The sequence below is a fragment of the Tessaracoccus caeni genome, assembly GCF_029211185.1.
GTDB lineage: Bacteria > Actinomycetota > Actinomycetes > Propionibacteriales > Propionibacteriaceae > Arachnia > Arachnia caeni.
The window spans coordinates 128,244-142,121 of the sequence record NZ_JARGDO010000004.1 but is presented as its reverse complement, the minus strand read 5'-3'; the positions used below and the strand labels follow the sequence as shown (position 1 = coordinate 142,121).

The following is a 13,878-nucleotide window of genomic DNA, read 5'->3' as shown; positions in this document are numbered from 1 at the left end:
CGGTTCATCCCTGGTTCGTCACGGGGCGCCACCCATCGTCCATCGGCGCCGGGTGGCTGGTGTCGATCTCACGCCGAAGCGCATCCTCGTCGACGAACCAATACCCGTGAAGTCTGCCATCCACGAAGACCACCGGAACGTGGTCGGTGTATCGGGATGCCAACTCCTGGTCGCTGTCGATGTCGATGGCGCGCCAGCCGATGTGTCGGTCTGCACAGACCCGCTCGATGAGATCCTGCGCCGACTCACACAGATGGCAACCCGTGCGAGTGAGCAGAACCACGCGAGTGGGTGGCGTCACTACAGTGGCCAGCTACAACGACTACTTGCCGGCGCGACGGCGCTGGATGCGAGTGCGCTTCAGCAGCTTGCGGTGCTTCTTCTTGGCCATGCGCTTGCGACGCTTCTTGATGACAGAACCCACAGTTCGCCTTTCGTAGCCCGGGAGCGTTTCCCGAGGATGGGGTGTGAATCGAAGGGGCCACGTGGGCACCCAGACGACCAATAGTAACCCGCAGGCCCCCGCGGCGACCAGTTGACGGCCGCCGCGGAGACCTGCAGCGGTATCAGGACATCTCGACGGCGCGATCGCGGCATGCTTCGGCCGCCGCCAGGAACGCGGCGCGCACGGAGCGCTCGTCGAGGGTGCGCAGCGCGGCGGCGGTGGTGCCCGCCGGCGAGGTCACCATCTCCCTCAGCTGAGTGGCAGACCGGCCCGACTGCACCAGCATGGTGCCGGAGCCGAGGATCGTCTGGTTCACCAGCTCGGTGGCCTGCACGCGGGTGAGGCCCAGATGCACGCCCGCCTCGATCATGGCCTCCGCGACGTAGAACAGGTAGGCGGGGCCGGAGCCGGACAGCGCGGTCAGTGCATCGATCTGATATTCCTCGATCACGATCACCCGGCCGACGGCCTCCATCAGCGCGACGACCGTCGAGACGTGCCCGTCGTCGGCCTTCGAGCCGGGGACGACCCCGGCCATGCCCTGCCCCACCAGCGCCGGGGTGTTCGGCATGACCCGCACCACGGCGACACCGTCGGCGACACCGCTCTCCAGCGCGGCCACGGTGACGCCGGCAGCGATCGAGACCACCACCGAGCCCGGACGCATACCGGCCAGCTCCTTGAGCGCACCGGCGACGTGGTGCGGCTTGACCGCGATCACCACGACGTCGGCGTCGGCAGCCTCAGCGGCGGTGGCCGGCGTCACGCCGTAGCGCTCGTGCATCTCCGCGAGCCTGGCTTGGTGCGCGTCGACGGCGAGGATCTGCGCGGGCTCCTGGCCGGCAGCGACCCAGCCGGAGACCAGCGCCTCGCCCATGGCGCCCACGCCCAAGATCGCGAGCTTCATCGGACCAGCAGTTCTGCGATCTGGATGGCGTTCAGGGCGGCGCCCTTGCGCAGGTTGTCGTTACTCAGGAAGAGCACGAGGCCGCGCTTTCCCGGCACCGACTGGTCTTGCCGGATCCGGCCGACGAAGCTGGGATCGGCACCCGCCGCGCGCAACGGCGTCGGCACGTCGGCCAGTTCGACCCCCGAGGCACCGGCGAGCACCTCGCGCGCCTGATCCGGGGTGATGTCGTTGGCGAAGCGCGCATGGATGGCCAGCGAATGCCCGCTGAACACCGGAACCCGCACACACGTGCCCGCCACCAGCAGCTCCGGCAGGTGCAGGATCTTGCGCGACTCGTTGCGCAGCTTCTTCTCTTCGTCGGTCTCGCCCTCGCCGTCGTCGACGATGCTGCCGGCCAGCGGCACCACGTCGTAGGCGATCGGGGCCACGTAGGGCGCCGTGCTGGCAGGCTGGAAGACCGAGCCGTCGTGGGCCAGCACGCGCGGATCCTCGATCTCGCCCAGCTGGGTGGCCAACGCCTCGACGCCGGCGAGGCCGGAGCCGGAGACGGCCTGGAAGGTGGTGACCTGCAGCGATTCCAGCCCGGCCGCATCATGCAGCGGCTTCAGCACCGGCATGGCGGCCATGGTGGTGCAGTTGGGGTTGGCGATGATGCCGAGCTCCGCCTTGGCGACGTCGCCCGGGTTCACCTCGGAGACGATCAGCGGCACCCGGTCGTCCATCCGCCAGGCCGAGGAGTTGTCGACGACGGTGGCGCCGGCCTCGGCGACCTTGGGCGCGTACTGCTTGGAGGTGGAGCCGCCAGCGGAGAACAGCGCCACGTCGAGGCCGGAGAAGTCGGCGGTGGCGATGTCCTCGACCACGACCTCCTCGTCGCCCCAGGGCAGCTTCTTACCGGCCGACCGCGACGAGGCGAAGTACCGGATCTGATCGACGGGATAGCCACGCTCGGCGAGCAGACGACGCATCACGCCGCCCACCTGGCCGGTGGCCCCAAACACTCCAACACGCATGGGGCCAGCTTAGTAGTTCACCGCCCAAAGTCCCGATCGTGTTTACGCGGCCAGCTGCGGCACCAGGATCAGCAGCAGCGGATAGCCGAGGAAGGCCACCACGTCCATCAAGGTGTGGGCGATCACCAGCGGCATCACACGCTTGGTCTTGAGGTAGATCCAGCCGAACACGAGACCCATCACCAGGTTGCCGATGAAGCCACCGAAGCCCTGGTAGAGGTGGTAGCCGCCACGCACGACGGCGCTGATCACCAGGATCTGCCAGGCCTGTCCCCCGCGCTGAGCCCACCGGGTGAACAGGTAGCCCAGCATGACCACCTCTTCGAGGATCCCGTTCATGGCGGCGCGCAGGATCAGGATGGGCACCGTCCACCAGGCCGCCGTGAGATTGGCCGGGCTGACGCTGGTGTTGATGCCGGCCAACACCGCAAAGACGTAGAACGCGATGCCGACCACACCGATGCCCGCGAAGACGCCGAAACCGACGCCGAGGTCATAGCGCTTGCGCGTCAGATCGAAGCCCATCGAGCGGAATGGGCCGCCCTCCGGGCGATACACGGCCCAGAGCAGATACAGCACGAGCACGGCGGGCATGAGCGGAAACAGCGTGCCCGCCAGCTGGTAGGCCAGGTCCAGCCACGGCCGGTCGGGCGTCGTGGAGCGGTTCATCGCGGTGGTCTGCTGGCGCAGCGGCACCTCGTAGGTGAGCTTATTGATGATCGACAGCACCGCGTAGACCGCAGACTGACCCAGCGAGATGCCCAGCACCACCCAGATCTCGACGCCGAGCGTGCGCCGCACCGCGGACTCCACCGGCGGCGGTGCCACCAGCGGGGCGCTCACCGCTTGTCCATCACGGCTTGCAGGTAGGGGTAGGCGGTGCGCGGACGCACGGCGACCCTGGTGGTGAGGTGTTCGAACCAGCCCGGCCCAAAGGGCACGTAGGTGCGGGCCCGATAGCCGATGTCGACGAGCCGACGCTGCTCCAGCGGCCTGATGCCGTGGAACATCTGGAACTCGAATCCGTCTTTGCCGAGGCCGTTTCGTCGGGCCAGCTCCTGCGCGATCGCCACCACCGTCGGGTGATGCGACGCGAGCATCGCGTAGCCGCCGGTCTCCATGACGATCCGCAGGCAGCGCACCAGAGCGCGGGCCTTCTGATGCTCGCCGTGGATGCCCTCGGCACGCGGCACCGGATGGGCGCCGACGCACAGCCGGACTCGGGCCGCTTCCATCGCGAGTTCGCGGCAGTCCGCCTCGGCCCTGCGGATCTCGGCCGGCACGGTGATGCCCAGATCGCGGTGGTCCTCACGCACATCGCGCCAGAGACGCAGTGTCTCGGCGTAGCGCGAGAAGCCCTGCATCTCGAGGGTCACCACCGCTCCCACGGCCTCCGCCCCTTCGCACAGCTGACGCAGCCGGGCGCGCGCCGCGGCGTCACGGCCCAGGGTGTGCGGCTTGACGTTGATCTCGGATGACCGGGCGAGATCGCCCAGTTCTCCCAGCAGCTCGGCCAGCCGATCGAGCGATTCCACGTCGTCGTCGCTCGGAAGGTAAGCGAAACCGGTCAGCAAGCCGAAGCCCTGCAACCTCCGCGCGGTGCGCGCCGCATCGATGGCGTTGTCTCCCCCGACATAGGCGGAGGCGAATTCCTCCACCGCACCGGAGAGCAGCGCCGCACGCTGCATGCGCTTCGCCCCGACGATGCGCCGGACGACGCGTTCCGATGCCGTCATCGGATCCTCGCGGCGAGGCCCTGCTCATAGGCCCGGCGGGTTCCGGCCAAAGACTCGGCCAGCAGCGTCTCGCGTTCGTGGCGCGACTTGGCGCGCCGGGTGACCACCTCGAGCACGATGTGCCCGTCGAAGCCGCGTCGGCCGAGTTCCTCGACCACCTCCCACGCCTGCTGATTGCCTTCACCGGGCATCAGGTGGTCGTCCTTGAACGACGACGTGCCGTCGGTGAGGTGGACGTGACGCAGCCGGTCTCCCCACTTCTTCACCAGATCCAGCGACTGGCAACCGGACGTCGCGGCGTGCGAGAGATCGAGGGTGAGGTAGTCGTAGTCGATGTCGGTGGGATCCCAGTGCGGGAGGTACGCCTGGAAGGCCCGTCCCGCGGACCGCCAGGGGAACATGTTCTCGACGGCGAAGGTGACCTCGGTCTCTGCATTGAGCCTTCTGATGCCCTCGACGAAGGCCGCACCGTAGTTGCGTTGCCATCGGAACGGCGGATGCACGACGACGACGTCGGCTCCCAGCCGCGTCGCGGCCTCTGCGGAGCGTCGTAGCTTCTCCCAGGGGTCGGTGCCCCAGGTGGCTTGCGAGACCAACAGCACCGGGGCGTGCACCGACAGCACCGGCACCTGGTGGTACTGACTCAGCTTCTCGATGGCATCGACGTCCTGCGAGATCGCGTCCACCGCGACCATCAACTCCACGCCGTCGAAGCCCAGGGATGCCGCCAGCTCGAACGCACTCGCGGTGGCCTCCGGATAGACCGCCGTGGTCGAAAGACCGATCTTCGCAACTGACACGTTCCCAGATTAGACGCTTCCCCACGAGAACACGGGAAGCTGCGCAGGGCTTTGCACTCGATTAGCGCATTGGCCCCTTGACGAGGGACAATTGCGCCATGTTCGTCGATCACCTCATCTTTGCCACGGGACCCCAGGGCCTCCAAGCCGACGCTGAGAGGTTGGCCGACGCCCTGGGCACGGAGTACAAGAACGGCGGGTTCCATCCGCGGTTCGGCACCCGCAACCACATCATCCCGCTGGCGGGCCACCGCTACGTCGAGGTGGTCGAAGTGCTGGATCATCCCGTCGCGGATCAGGCCATGTTCGGAAAGGCCGTGCGCGCCCGCTCCGAGATGGGCGGCGGCTGGATGGGCTGGGCGGTGAGCGTCGACGACATCGCCCCCTACGAGGAGCGCCTCGGCCGCGCCTCGGTTCCGGGCTCTCGCCAGTTCCCCGACGGTCGTCGCCTCGAATGGGTGCAGATCGGCATCAAGGGTCTGATGGCCGATCCGCAGCTGCCCTACTTCCTGCAATGGAAGTCTGACGCCTCCCTGCTGCCCGCCGCCCTGTCCGGCAGCGTGGCCCTCAAGGAGATCGAGATCAGCGGCTCCGCCGACCGCCTCTCCGAGTGGCTGGCCCACCCCGTCGCCGACTCGCTGGACGGCGTCGCACTGAAGCTGGTCTCCCCCAACGGGCAGCCCGGCATCAACACCGTCACCTTCGAGACCGCCAAGGGCCTCGTCACCATCTGATCAGCAGGCCCCATCGTCGAGGTGCCGCGCATATAAGAGATCCCGCAAGTAGGTGGCACCTACTGCGGCGCACTGGATGGCGACCTGGCTTCGTTGTCGAACTCACTGGCATGACCCGATGGCAGTTTCGTTCTTCGCCTTGCCAGCTCATCCATCCAGCACGTCCTCGCTACGGCACCACCTACTTGCGGAATCTCTAACTGGCTGTGCGGGGGTGATCTGTGCAATACGCACAGATCACCCCCGCACAGCCAGTTTTATTTCAGCACGAGGGCAGGAACGGGTCAGCATTGGTAGCATTTGGGTAGTACCTTGGTAGCATGACTGTGAAACTAAGCGTCAGCCTCGCGGACAGAGATGTCGCAATCCTTGACCGATACATGAAGGCCACGGGAACCACGTCGCGTTCCGCCGTCATCCAGCGCGCTATCCGTCTTCTCGGCGACCCAGGCCTGGGCGATGATTACCTGGCTGCGTGGGACGAATGGGCACAATCCGACGACGCGGAACTCTGGGAAACCACCGTTGGCGACGGGATCACGCATGCTCAGGGGTGAGATTCGTCTCTGCGACCTAGACCCGACGAGAGGCAGCGAAGCGAACAAACTTCGCCCTTGCCTCATCGTGAGCAACGACCGCGCCAACACCGCCTCCGACCGCGCCGGGCGTGGGGTGGTAACGATCATTCCGATCACCAGCAACACCGCCAAGGTCTATCCCTTTCAGGTCGTCTTGTCTGCCGAAGAGACCGGGCTTCCGTTGGATTCAAAAGCACAGGCAGAGCAGATCCGCTCTGTCGACGTCACACGCCTCGGCGCCGTCGTAGGCAAAGTCCCCCCATACCTGATGACAGAGGTCGACGAGGCACTCCTGATTCACCTCGCGCTATAGCCAACCCGTTGTCAGCAGCTGCCCCTGTCACGGGCCTCGCTCGCCCGAAGAAGCAGACCCTGAACCGGTCGAGCAGCCTTGACTGTCGGAGGCACCCAGTAGCCTCAGAGCGTGGCTAAGAAGCAGGACTCGTATCAGTGCACCGAATGCGGCTGGACCAGCACGCGGTGGGTCGGCCGGTGCGGTGAGTGCCAGGCCTGGGGCAGCGTCGTCGAGCGTGGGGCGCCCAAGCTGGCGACGGTCACCTCCATCGCGCCATCGGTCGACGCGGTGCCGATCACCGAGGTGCCGGCAGACTCAGCCAAACGACAGCGCACCAACATCAAGGAGCTCGACCGCGTGCTGGGCGACGGGCTAGTCCCGGGCGCGGTGGTGCTGCTGGCCGGTGAGCCGGGCGTCGGCAAATCCACGCTGCTGCTCGACGTGGCGGCCAAGTGGGCGTCCTCCGATCGCACGACGCTCTACATCTCCGGCGAAGAGTCGGCCTCCCAGGTGCGGCTGCGTGCGGAGCGCACCAAAGCCATGGCGCCCGCGCTGTACCTGGCGGCCGAGACAGATCTCGGCACCGTGCTGGGCCACGTCGAACGGATCAGGCCCACGCTGCTGGTGGTCGACTCGGTGCAGACCATCGCCACCTCCGAAACCGACGGCATGCCAGGCGGCACCACCCAGGTGCGTGAGGTCACGGCGGCGCTGGCCCGGATGGCCAAAGCCCACCATCTGCCAGTGATCATCGTCGGCCACGTCACAAAGGACGGGGCCATCGCGGGCCCGCGCACCATGGAGCACCTGGTCGACGTGGTGCTCACCTTCGAAGGAGACCGACACTCCGGCTTCCGCATGGTCCGCGCCACCAAGAACCGCTTCGGGCCGGCCGACGAGGTGGGCTGCTTCGAGATGAGCGAGCACGGCATCGTCGAGGTGCCGGACCCTTCGGGGATTTTCCTCAGCACCAGGTCCGAGCCCACGACGGGCACCTGTGTCACCGTCACGCTCGAGGGCCGGCGCCCGTTGCTGTCCGAGGTGCAGGCCCTGGTGGCCGACGCCACCAATCCCACCAACCCACGCCGCGCCACCCATGGGCTGGACTCGTCGCGGATCTCGATGATCCTCGCGGTGCTGGAACGCCGGTGCGGGCTGAAGCTCGGCGGCAAAGACGTCTACGCCTCCACGGTCGGCGGGGCCCGGTTGAGCGATCCCTCCGTCGATCTGGCGGCAGCGCTCGCCGTCACCTCCGCGCTCGGCGACTGGAACTTCCAGACGCGCACCGTCGCTCTCGGCGAGGTGGGTCTCGCCGGAGACCTCCGCCGGACGCCCGGCGTCGAACGACGTCTCGCGGAAGCCGCGCGGTTGGGCTTCCGGCTGGCGATCATCCCCAAGGGGTCGCGCGACGTGACGGTGAAGGTTCCCAACCTCGGCGGCATGGTGGTGAAGGAGGTGGAAACCCTCGATCGTGCTCTCCAAGAGCTCTACGGACACAATCCCAACCTGAGGCTTACCTGAGAAAAGCCTTAAGCTCTACACTGGGCTGAGCGATCCCGATGACGTCAGCTGGTAGGAGGTGGCCGTGGCCAAGTACACCGTGCGTCGGTATTTGAAGCTGCTTGCCCCCGGCACGCCTCTGCGAGCCGGACTCGATCGCATTCTCCTTGGCCGCACCGGTGCTCTCGTGGTGCTCGGCAACAACGCCCAGGTGCAGGCGCTCAGCAGTGGAGGCTTCCAGCTCGGCGTCGACTTCACCGAGCAGGCCCTGCGCGAACTGGCCAAGATGGACGGCGCCATCGTGCTCAGCAACGACCTCCAGCGGATCGTCGCCGCCGGCGTGCAGCTCATGCCCGACCGCGATCTGGTGACCGCCGAGACTGGCACCCGACATCGCTCGGCCGACCTCACGGCCCAGGCCGCCGGCGTGCCGGTGGTGACCGTGTCGGCGTCGATGGGCGTGATCTCGCTGTTCATGGACGGTCGCCGTCACCTGGTCGAGACCGTCCCGCAGGTGATCAGCCGCGCCAATCAGACCCTCGCGACGCTGTCGCGCTTCGTCACCCGGCTGAACGAGCTGCTGGCCCAGTTCACCGCGCTGGAGGTGGCCGAGCAGGTCACGCTGCGCGACCTCGTCCAGCTCATCCACCGGCTGGAGATGACGCGCCGTCTGTCATCGGAGATGCTCTTCCACGCCGACGTGCTGGGCGTCGAGGGGCGTCTCGTCGCCATGCAGCACGCGGAACTGGCCCAGAGCTTCGACGGCCTCGCCGACCTGCTCACCGAGGACTACGCGACCACCGCCTCCAACCCCGACGAGTTCCGGCTCGACCATCTGCACAACTTCAGCTCGGAGGAACTGCTCAGTTCGCAGCTGGTGGCCTCGCGGCTGGGCTTCGGCGGCAATCCCAATCTCGAGATGCAGCTCACCACGGGAGGACGGCGCCTGCTGCTCAAGGTGGGTCACCTCCCCCATTCGCTCGCCCTGAAGCTCAGCGAGTACTTCACCCTGCAGGAGCTCTTCAGCGCCTCCCCGGCCCAGTTGATGGAGATCGACGGCATCGGCCAGCAGCGCGCCCGCCTCGTCCGCGACGCCATGCTGCGCATCGCCGACGCTGCCTACACCCGCCCCGATACGGCCTGACCTGGCACGCATCCCCTCAACGCGCTAGCCTGGGCGCATCACAGGGGAGCGCCACAAGGGCGCTGAGAGTGCGGATAACCGCAGACCCTCAAACCTGATCCGGTTAGCACCGGCGTAGGGAGTGAGAGTGCCTTCTCCTCGGTCCCGCTTCGGCGTGGGTTTGAGCCCAGTAGAGAGGAGAAGAGTCCTTGTCACGCCTCACATCCGGCATCATCGCAGCCGCCTCAGCGCTCGCCCTCGCGGCCTGCTCGAGTCCCGCACCCAGCGAAACCGGCAGCCCTGCAGGGGACGACACCACCGCCCCCGAAACACCCACGACGCTCACCGTCGTCACCCACGAGTCCTTCGCGCTCCCCGACGAGCTGCTGGCGCGCTTCGCCGAAACCTCGGGCCTCGAGGTCACCTACGTCAATCCCGGCGAGGGCACCAGCCTGGTGAACCAGCTGATCCTCACCAAGGACTCGCCCTTGGGCGACGTCGTCTTCGGCATCGACAACAGCATCGCCACCCGCGCCGTCGAGGAGGGCATCCTGACCGACTGGGTCTCGCCGGCCAGCACCGTCGAGAGCGCGTTCGCGGGCCTCACTCCCATCGACCGGGGCGACGTGTGCATCAACGCCGATCTCGAATGGTTCGACGACAAGGGTCTCGCGCTGCCGACAACCTTCGACGATCTGGCCGACGAGGCCTACCGCGACCTGCTCGTGGTGCCCAACCCCGCCACCTCCTCCCCGGGCATGTCGATGCTCGCCGCCACCGTCGGGGTATACGGCGACGACTGGCTGGGGTATTGGGAGCGGCTCTCCGCCAACGGCATGAGGATCGCCGCCGGCTGGACCGAGGCCTACTACACCGACTTCTCCGGTGGTGAGGCCGAGGGGGATCGTCCGCTGGTGCTGTCGTACTCCACGTCGCCGGCGTTCACCGTCGTCGACGGGAAGACCACCACGACGGCGCTGCCGGGCACCTGCTTCCGCCAGGTGGAGTATGCCGGCGTGCTGGCAGGGGCGGCCAACGAGGCGGGCGCGCAGGCGTTCGTCGACTTCCTGCTCAGCGAGGAGGCACAGGCCGCGATCCCCGAGTCGATGTACATGTACCCGATCGACGAGTCGGTGGAGCTGCCCGCCGACTGGGCCTCCTTCGCCCCGCTGTCCGATGCGCCCGTCGAGGTCGATCCGGCCGTGATCGCCGCCGAGCGCGACCAGTGGATCCGCGACTTCGCAGAGAACATCGGCTGACGAGAACCGAGCGATGAGTCGAGCCGCGTGGGTGGCGGTCGGGGCGATCCCGGCCGCCTTCCTCGCGGTGTTCTTCGCCTGGCCCGCCGCCACCCTGGTGCTGCGCGGCTTCCACGACGGCGACGCCTGGACCCTCGCCGGGATGAGCGACGTGCTGTCGTCGCGCCGCACCTGGCGCGCCGTCGGCTTCACCCTGGTCAGCGCCACGACGGCGACGCTGATCACCCTGCTCCTCGGCCTTCCGGGTGCCTACGTGCTGTACCGCACCCGATTCCGCGGGCAAGGTGTGCTGCGCGCGATCGTCTCCGTTCCCTTCGTGTTGCCTACGGTGGTGGTGGGCGTCGCCTTCGCCTCGCTGTTTCGCACCGTGGACGATCCTCTGGTCGCGATCCTGCTGGCGATGGCCTTCTTCAACTACTCGGTGGTGACGCGCACTGTCGGCTCGATGTGGGCGCGACTGGATCCGCGCCTCACCCAGGCCGCCGCAGCCTTGGGCGCTTCGCCGGCCCGCGTGTTCGCGACGGTGACGCTGCCGGCGCTCGGTCCGGCCGTCGCCTCCGCGGCGGCTTTGGTCTTCTTGTTCTGCTGCGCGTCCTACGGCCTGGTGATGGTGCTGGGCCGCAACCGCTACGCCACCATCGAGACGGAGATCTGGTTCCACACCACGCAGCTGCTGGATCTGCCCGGGGCCGCGGCGCTGTCGATCGTCCAGTTGGTGGTCGTCACGCTCAGCCTGTGGGCGACGACCGCGCTCGCACCACGCGCCGCGCTCGCCCTGCGCGACGAGGCCACCTCGGCCTTCTCCCTGCGACGCGACTGGCCGGCCGCAGCCGTCACGGGCACCGTCGTCGTCTTCCTGATCGCCGTTCCCCTGACAGGCCTGGTGCACCGCTCGCTCACGGTCGGCGGCACTGGCCTGCACAACTACACCGGTCTCGGCGCGGAGGGCGTGTGGGAGGCGCTGCGCACCAGCGTCACGACGGCGCTGGCCGCCACCGCGCTCGCCGTCGTGCTCGGCGTGGCCGTCGCCCTGATCGCCTCCCGACGCCCCACCAGCGCTGGCGGACGACGGGCGCTGGGCATCGTCGAGGCCGCCTTTTTGATGCCGCTCGGGGTCTCGGCCGTCACCGTCGGATTCGGCTACCTGATCACGCTGAACCGCCCGCCGCTGGATCTGCGCTCATCGATCGTGCTGATCCCGCTGGCTCAAGCCCTGGTGGCGTTGCCGCTGGTGGTGCGAACCTTGTTGCCTCCCCTGCGCGCGCTGGATATCCGCCAACTGGAGGCCGCTCGCGCCCTGGGCTCCGGCCCGTGGCAGGTGCTGGCCCGCATCGAGCTCCCGCACCTCCTGCGCGGTCTGGGCCTGGCCGCCGGCTTCGCGATGGCCACCTCGCTGGGCGAGTTCGGGGCGACCAGCTTCCTCGCCCGCCCCGACAACCCCACCCTTCCGGTGCTGATCTTCCGACTCACCGGACGTCCCGGCTGGGACAACCACGGCATGGCGCTGGCCGCTTCCGTCGTGCTGGCAGGATTGACCGCAGTGATCATGGCCCTGGCCGAGCGCCTGAGGCCCAAAGGAGTGAGCGCCCTATGAGTGGGATTCGTGTGCGGGACGCCGTGGTGCGCTACGGCGACGTCACCGCCGTCGATCGCGTCAGCGTCGATATCGCCCCAGGCCAGGTGCTGGTGCTGTTGGGCGCATCGGGGTCCGGCAAGTCGTCGATCCTGCGCGCCGTCGCCGGCCTCGAGCCGCTCGCCGGGGGCAGCGTGTCCTGGGGCGACGACGACCTCGCGGCGGTGCCCGTGCACAAGCGCGGCTTCGGGCTGGTGTTCCAGGACGGCCAGTTGTTCCCCACCATGAACGTCGGCAAGAACATCGCCTATGGCCTGGCCAAGGCACCGAAGGCCGAACAGCGCCGCCGCGTCGCCGAGCTGCTCGAGCTGGTGGGCCTGCCCGGCTACGAGCGGCGCAAGGTCACCGAGCTGTCCGGCGGCCAGGCCCAGCGCGTGGCGCTCGCGCGGTCGCTGGCCCCCGAGCCACGCGCGCTGCTGCTCGACGAGCCCCTCTCGGCGCTGGATACGGCGCTGCGACGCCGCCTGTCCGCCGACCTGCGCCGCATCCTCACCCAGGCTCGCACCACCGCGCTCTACGTCACCCACGACCAGGAGGAGGCCTTCACGGTCGCCGACCAGATCGCGGTGCTCGACGAGGGACGCCTGCTCCAACTCGACACACCCGAAAGGCTCTGGCGCCACCCGAACTCGACGCGGGTCGCGGAGTTCCTGGGCTACCGCACCTTCGTCTCGCCCGCGACCGCTCGGGCGCTCGGCTTCACCCAGCCCATGGACGACGACCAGGTCGCCGGGATCGGCGCGCTCAGCCTGCAGCCCGCCGGCGACGGCACCGGCGTCGACGTGCTGGAGGTGGGGTACACCCGCGACGGCGTCACCCTGCTGGTGCGCCTGCCCGACGGCCAGAAGTCCGTGGTGCACACCCAGGACGCCCCCGAGGGTTCCCAGATACGGGTGCGGCTGCTCAGTGCAGCTGTCACCAAGAGATCCCGCCAATAGGTGGCACCTACTGCGGCGCACTGGATGGCGACCTGGCTTCGTTGTCGAACTCGTTGGCATGTCCAATGGCAATTTCGTTCTCCGTCTTGCCATGTCATCCATCCAGCACGTCCTCGCAACGGCACCACCTATTGGCGGAATCTCATGCACCTCACGGCATGATGGACCGGTGACCTCCGGACTTCGCGACCTCTACGCGCGCTGCCTCGCACCGCTGGTGAGGATCCTGCTTCGACTGGGGATCGCGCCGACGACCGTCACCGTGGTCGGCACGGTGGCCACCGCTGCCGCGGCGCTGTGGTTCTTTCCCCAGGGACAGGCCGTGCTCGGCACCATCGTCGTGCTGGTGTGTCTGCTCGGCGACGGGCTCGACGGTCAGCTGGCCCGCGCCGCGAAGCGGGAGACCCGGCTCGGCGCCTTCCTGGATTCGACTCTCGACCGCATCGCGGATGGAGCGATCTTCGTCGCCATCGGCTGGTGGCGGCTCAACGAGGGCGACGAACTGGGTCTGGGTCTGGCTGCGGCTGTGCTCGTGTGCGGCTTCCTCGTCTCCTACGCCCGGGCGCGTGCCGAGGCGGAGGGCTGGGACGCGTCCGTCGGCCTGTTCGAGCGCGGTGACCGCCTGCTGCTCAGCCTGGCGGGTGTCCTCGCGGTCGGCCTCGGCGCTCCGGCGTGGGCCCTCTGGCTGGCGCTGGGAGTGGTCGCGGCAGGCAGCGCCTTCACCGCCGGCCAACGCATCAGGGCCGCAGTGTTGGCGGCTCGCCAGTCCAACGCACTCTGAGGTGCGACGCACCTCACGTCGAAAGGTCTCTCCTAAAACTGGCTATATGGCGCGGCCTGTACCTATTGCACAGATCCCCACGCCATATACACAGCCGAAGGAAACTGCCGTAACACGACGAACCCAACCACCG

16 protein-coding genes and 1 riboswitch are annotated in these 13,878 nt (G+C 68.1%); of the genes, 9 read left to right on the top strand and 7 right to left on the bottom strand.

The annotated features are described in order from the left end of the window. Positions 1-4: 4 nt before the first annotated feature. From P0D62_RS05225 to P0D62_RS05195, 7 genes are all read right to left on the bottom strand, one after another. Positions 5-301, bottom strand: coding sequence for a glutaredoxin family protein (locus P0D62_RS05225; protein ID WP_275701572.1), 297 nt, complete (start codon positions 299-301; stop codon positions 5-7). Between the two features lie 21 nt (positions 302-322). Beyond that, entirely contained in the window at positions 323-424 is a 102-nt protein-coding gene (locus P0D62_RS05220) for a 30S ribosomal protein bS22 (RefSeq protein ID WP_042842924.1), read from the bottom strand. Between the two features lie 142 nt (positions 425-566). After that, entirely contained in the window at positions 567-1,352 is a 786-nt protein-coding gene (proC, locus tag P0D62_RS05215; protein ID WP_275701571.1) for a pyrroline-5-carboxylate reductase, read from the bottom strand. After that, positions 1,349-2,368, bottom strand: coding sequence for an aspartate-semialdehyde dehydrogenase (locus tag P0D62_RS05210; protein ID WP_275701570.1), 1,020 nt, complete (start codon positions 2,366-2,368; stop codon positions 1,349-1,351). Before P0D62_RS05210 ends, proC begins: the two co-directional genes overlap by 4 nt. A 42-nt stretch (positions 2,369-2,410) precedes the next feature. Continuing rightward, positions 2,411-3,211, bottom strand: coding sequence for a CPBP family intramembrane glutamic endopeptidase (locus P0D62_RS05205; protein ID WP_275701569.1), 801 nt, complete (start codon positions 3,209-3,211; stop codon positions 2,411-2,413). Continuing rightward, positions 3,208-4,104 (bottom strand): proline dehydrogenase family protein, encoded by an 897-nt coding sequence (locus P0D62_RS05200; RefSeq protein ID WP_275701568.1) that lies wholly within the window; start codon positions 4,102-4,104, stop codon positions 3,208-3,210. The genes P0D62_RS05205 and P0D62_RS05200 overlap by 4 nt, the downstream gene beginning before the upstream one ends. Next, positions 4,101-4,904 carry a sugar phosphate isomerase/epimerase family protein gene (locus P0D62_RS05195; RefSeq protein WP_275701567.1) on the bottom strand — a complete coding sequence of 268 codons (804 nt, stop codon included), beginning with the start codon at positions 4,902-4,904 and terminating at the stop codon, positions 4,101-4,103. Before P0D62_RS05195 ends, P0D62_RS05200 begins: the two co-directional genes overlap by 4 nt. 98 nt (positions 4,905-5,002) lie before the next feature. On the opposite strand from P0D62_RS05195, the gene P0D62_RS05190 reads away from it, so the two are divergent. From P0D62_RS05190 to pgsA, 9 genes are all read left to right on the top strand, one after another. Then, positions 5,003-5,638, top strand: coding sequence for a VOC family protein (locus P0D62_RS05190; RefSeq protein WP_275701566.1), 636 nt, complete (start codon positions 5,003-5,005; stop codon positions 5,636-5,638). Positions 5,639-5,958: 320 nt separating this feature from the next. Next, positions 5,959-6,195 carry a ribbon-helix-helix domain-containing protein gene (locus P0D62_RS05185; protein ID WP_275701565.1) on the top strand — a complete coding sequence of 79 codons (237 nt, stop codon included), beginning with the start codon at positions 5,959-5,961 and terminating at the stop codon, positions 6,193-6,195. Next, on the top strand, positions 6,098-6,529 hold the full coding sequence (locus tag P0D62_RS05180) for a type II toxin-antitoxin system PemK/MazF family toxin (protein WP_319946983.1): 432 nt from the start codon (positions 6,098-6,100) through the stop codon (positions 6,527-6,529). Before P0D62_RS05185 ends, P0D62_RS05180 begins: the two co-directional genes overlap by 98 nt. 111 nt (positions 6,530-6,640) lie before the next feature. Then, positions 6,641-8,032, top strand: coding sequence for a DNA repair protein RadA (gene radA / locus P0D62_RS05175; RefSeq protein ID WP_275701563.1), 1,392 nt, complete (start codon positions 6,641-6,643; stop codon positions 8,030-8,032). A gap of 64 nt (positions 8,033-8,096) precedes the next feature. Next, positions 8,097-9,155, top strand: a complete 1,059-nt coding sequence (disA, locus tag P0D62_RS05170) for a DNA integrity scanning diadenylate cyclase DisA (RefSeq protein WP_275701562.1) — start codon at positions 8,097-8,099, stop codon at positions 9,153-9,155. A gap of 32 nt (positions 9,156-9,187) precedes the next feature. Beyond that, a riboswitch (TPP riboswitch) is annotated at positions 9,188-9,293 on the top strand. Between the two features lie 50 nt (positions 9,294-9,343). Next, positions 9,344-10,393 (top strand): thiamine ABC transporter substrate-binding protein, encoded by a 1,050-nt coding sequence (locus tag P0D62_RS05165; RefSeq protein WP_275701561.1) that lies wholly within the window; start codon positions 9,344-9,346, stop codon positions 10,391-10,393. Positions 10,394-10,406: 13 nt separating this feature from the next. Then, positions 10,407-11,987, top strand: a complete 1,581-nt coding sequence (locus tag P0D62_RS05160; RefSeq protein ID WP_275701560.1) for an ABC transporter permease — start codon at positions 10,407-10,409, stop codon at positions 11,985-11,987. Beyond that, positions 11,984-12,964 carry an ABC transporter ATP-binding protein gene (locus tag P0D62_RS05155; RefSeq protein ID WP_275701559.1) on the top strand — a complete coding sequence of 327 codons (981 nt, stop codon included), beginning with the start codon at positions 11,984-11,986 and terminating at the stop codon, positions 12,962-12,964. Before P0D62_RS05160 ends, P0D62_RS05155 begins: the two co-directional genes overlap by 4 nt. 169 nt (positions 12,965-13,133) lie before the next feature. After that, positions 13,134-13,745 (top strand): phosphatidylinositol phosphate synthase, encoded by a 612-nt coding sequence (gene pgsA / locus P0D62_RS05150; RefSeq protein WP_275701558.1) that lies wholly within the window; start codon positions 13,134-13,136, stop codon positions 13,743-13,745. The last annotated feature ends 133 nt before the right edge of the window (positions 13,746-13,878 follow it).

Excerpts from the sequence above, each read along its gene's own strand:
- P0D62_RS05185 (WP_275701565.1), top strand. The coding sequence starts at position 5,959 with ATGACTGTGAAACTAAGCGTCAGCCTCGCGGACAGAGATGTCGCAATC.
- P0D62_RS05160 (WP_275701560.1), top strand. The coding sequence starts at position 10,407 with ATGAGTCGAGCCGCGTGGGTGGCGGTCGGGGCGATCCCGGCCGCCTTC.
- P0D62_RS05180 (WP_319946983.1), top strand. The coding sequence starts at position 6,098 with ATGATTACCTGGCTGCGTGGGACGAATGGGCACAATCCGACGACGCGG.
- P0D62_RS05155 (WP_275701559.1), top strand. The coding sequence starts at position 11,984 with ATGAGTGGGATTCGTGTGCGGGACGCCGTGGTGCGCTACGGCGACGTC.
- proC (WP_275701571.1), bottom strand. The coding sequence starts at position 1,352 with ATGAAGCTCGCGATCTTGGGCGTGGGCGCCATGGGCGAGGCGCTGGTC.
- P0D62_RS05190 (WP_275701566.1), top strand. The coding sequence starts at position 5,003 with ATGTTCGTCGATCACCTCATCTTTGCCACGGGACCCCAGGGCCTCCAA.
- P0D62_RS05210 (WP_275701570.1), bottom strand. The coding sequence starts at position 2,368 with ATGCGTGTTGGAGTGTTTGGGGCCACCGGCCAGGTGGGCGGCGTGATG.
- P0D62_RS05200 (WP_275701568.1), bottom strand. The coding sequence starts at position 4,104 with ATGACGGCATCGGAACGCGTCGTCCGGCGCATCGTCGGGGCGAAGCGC.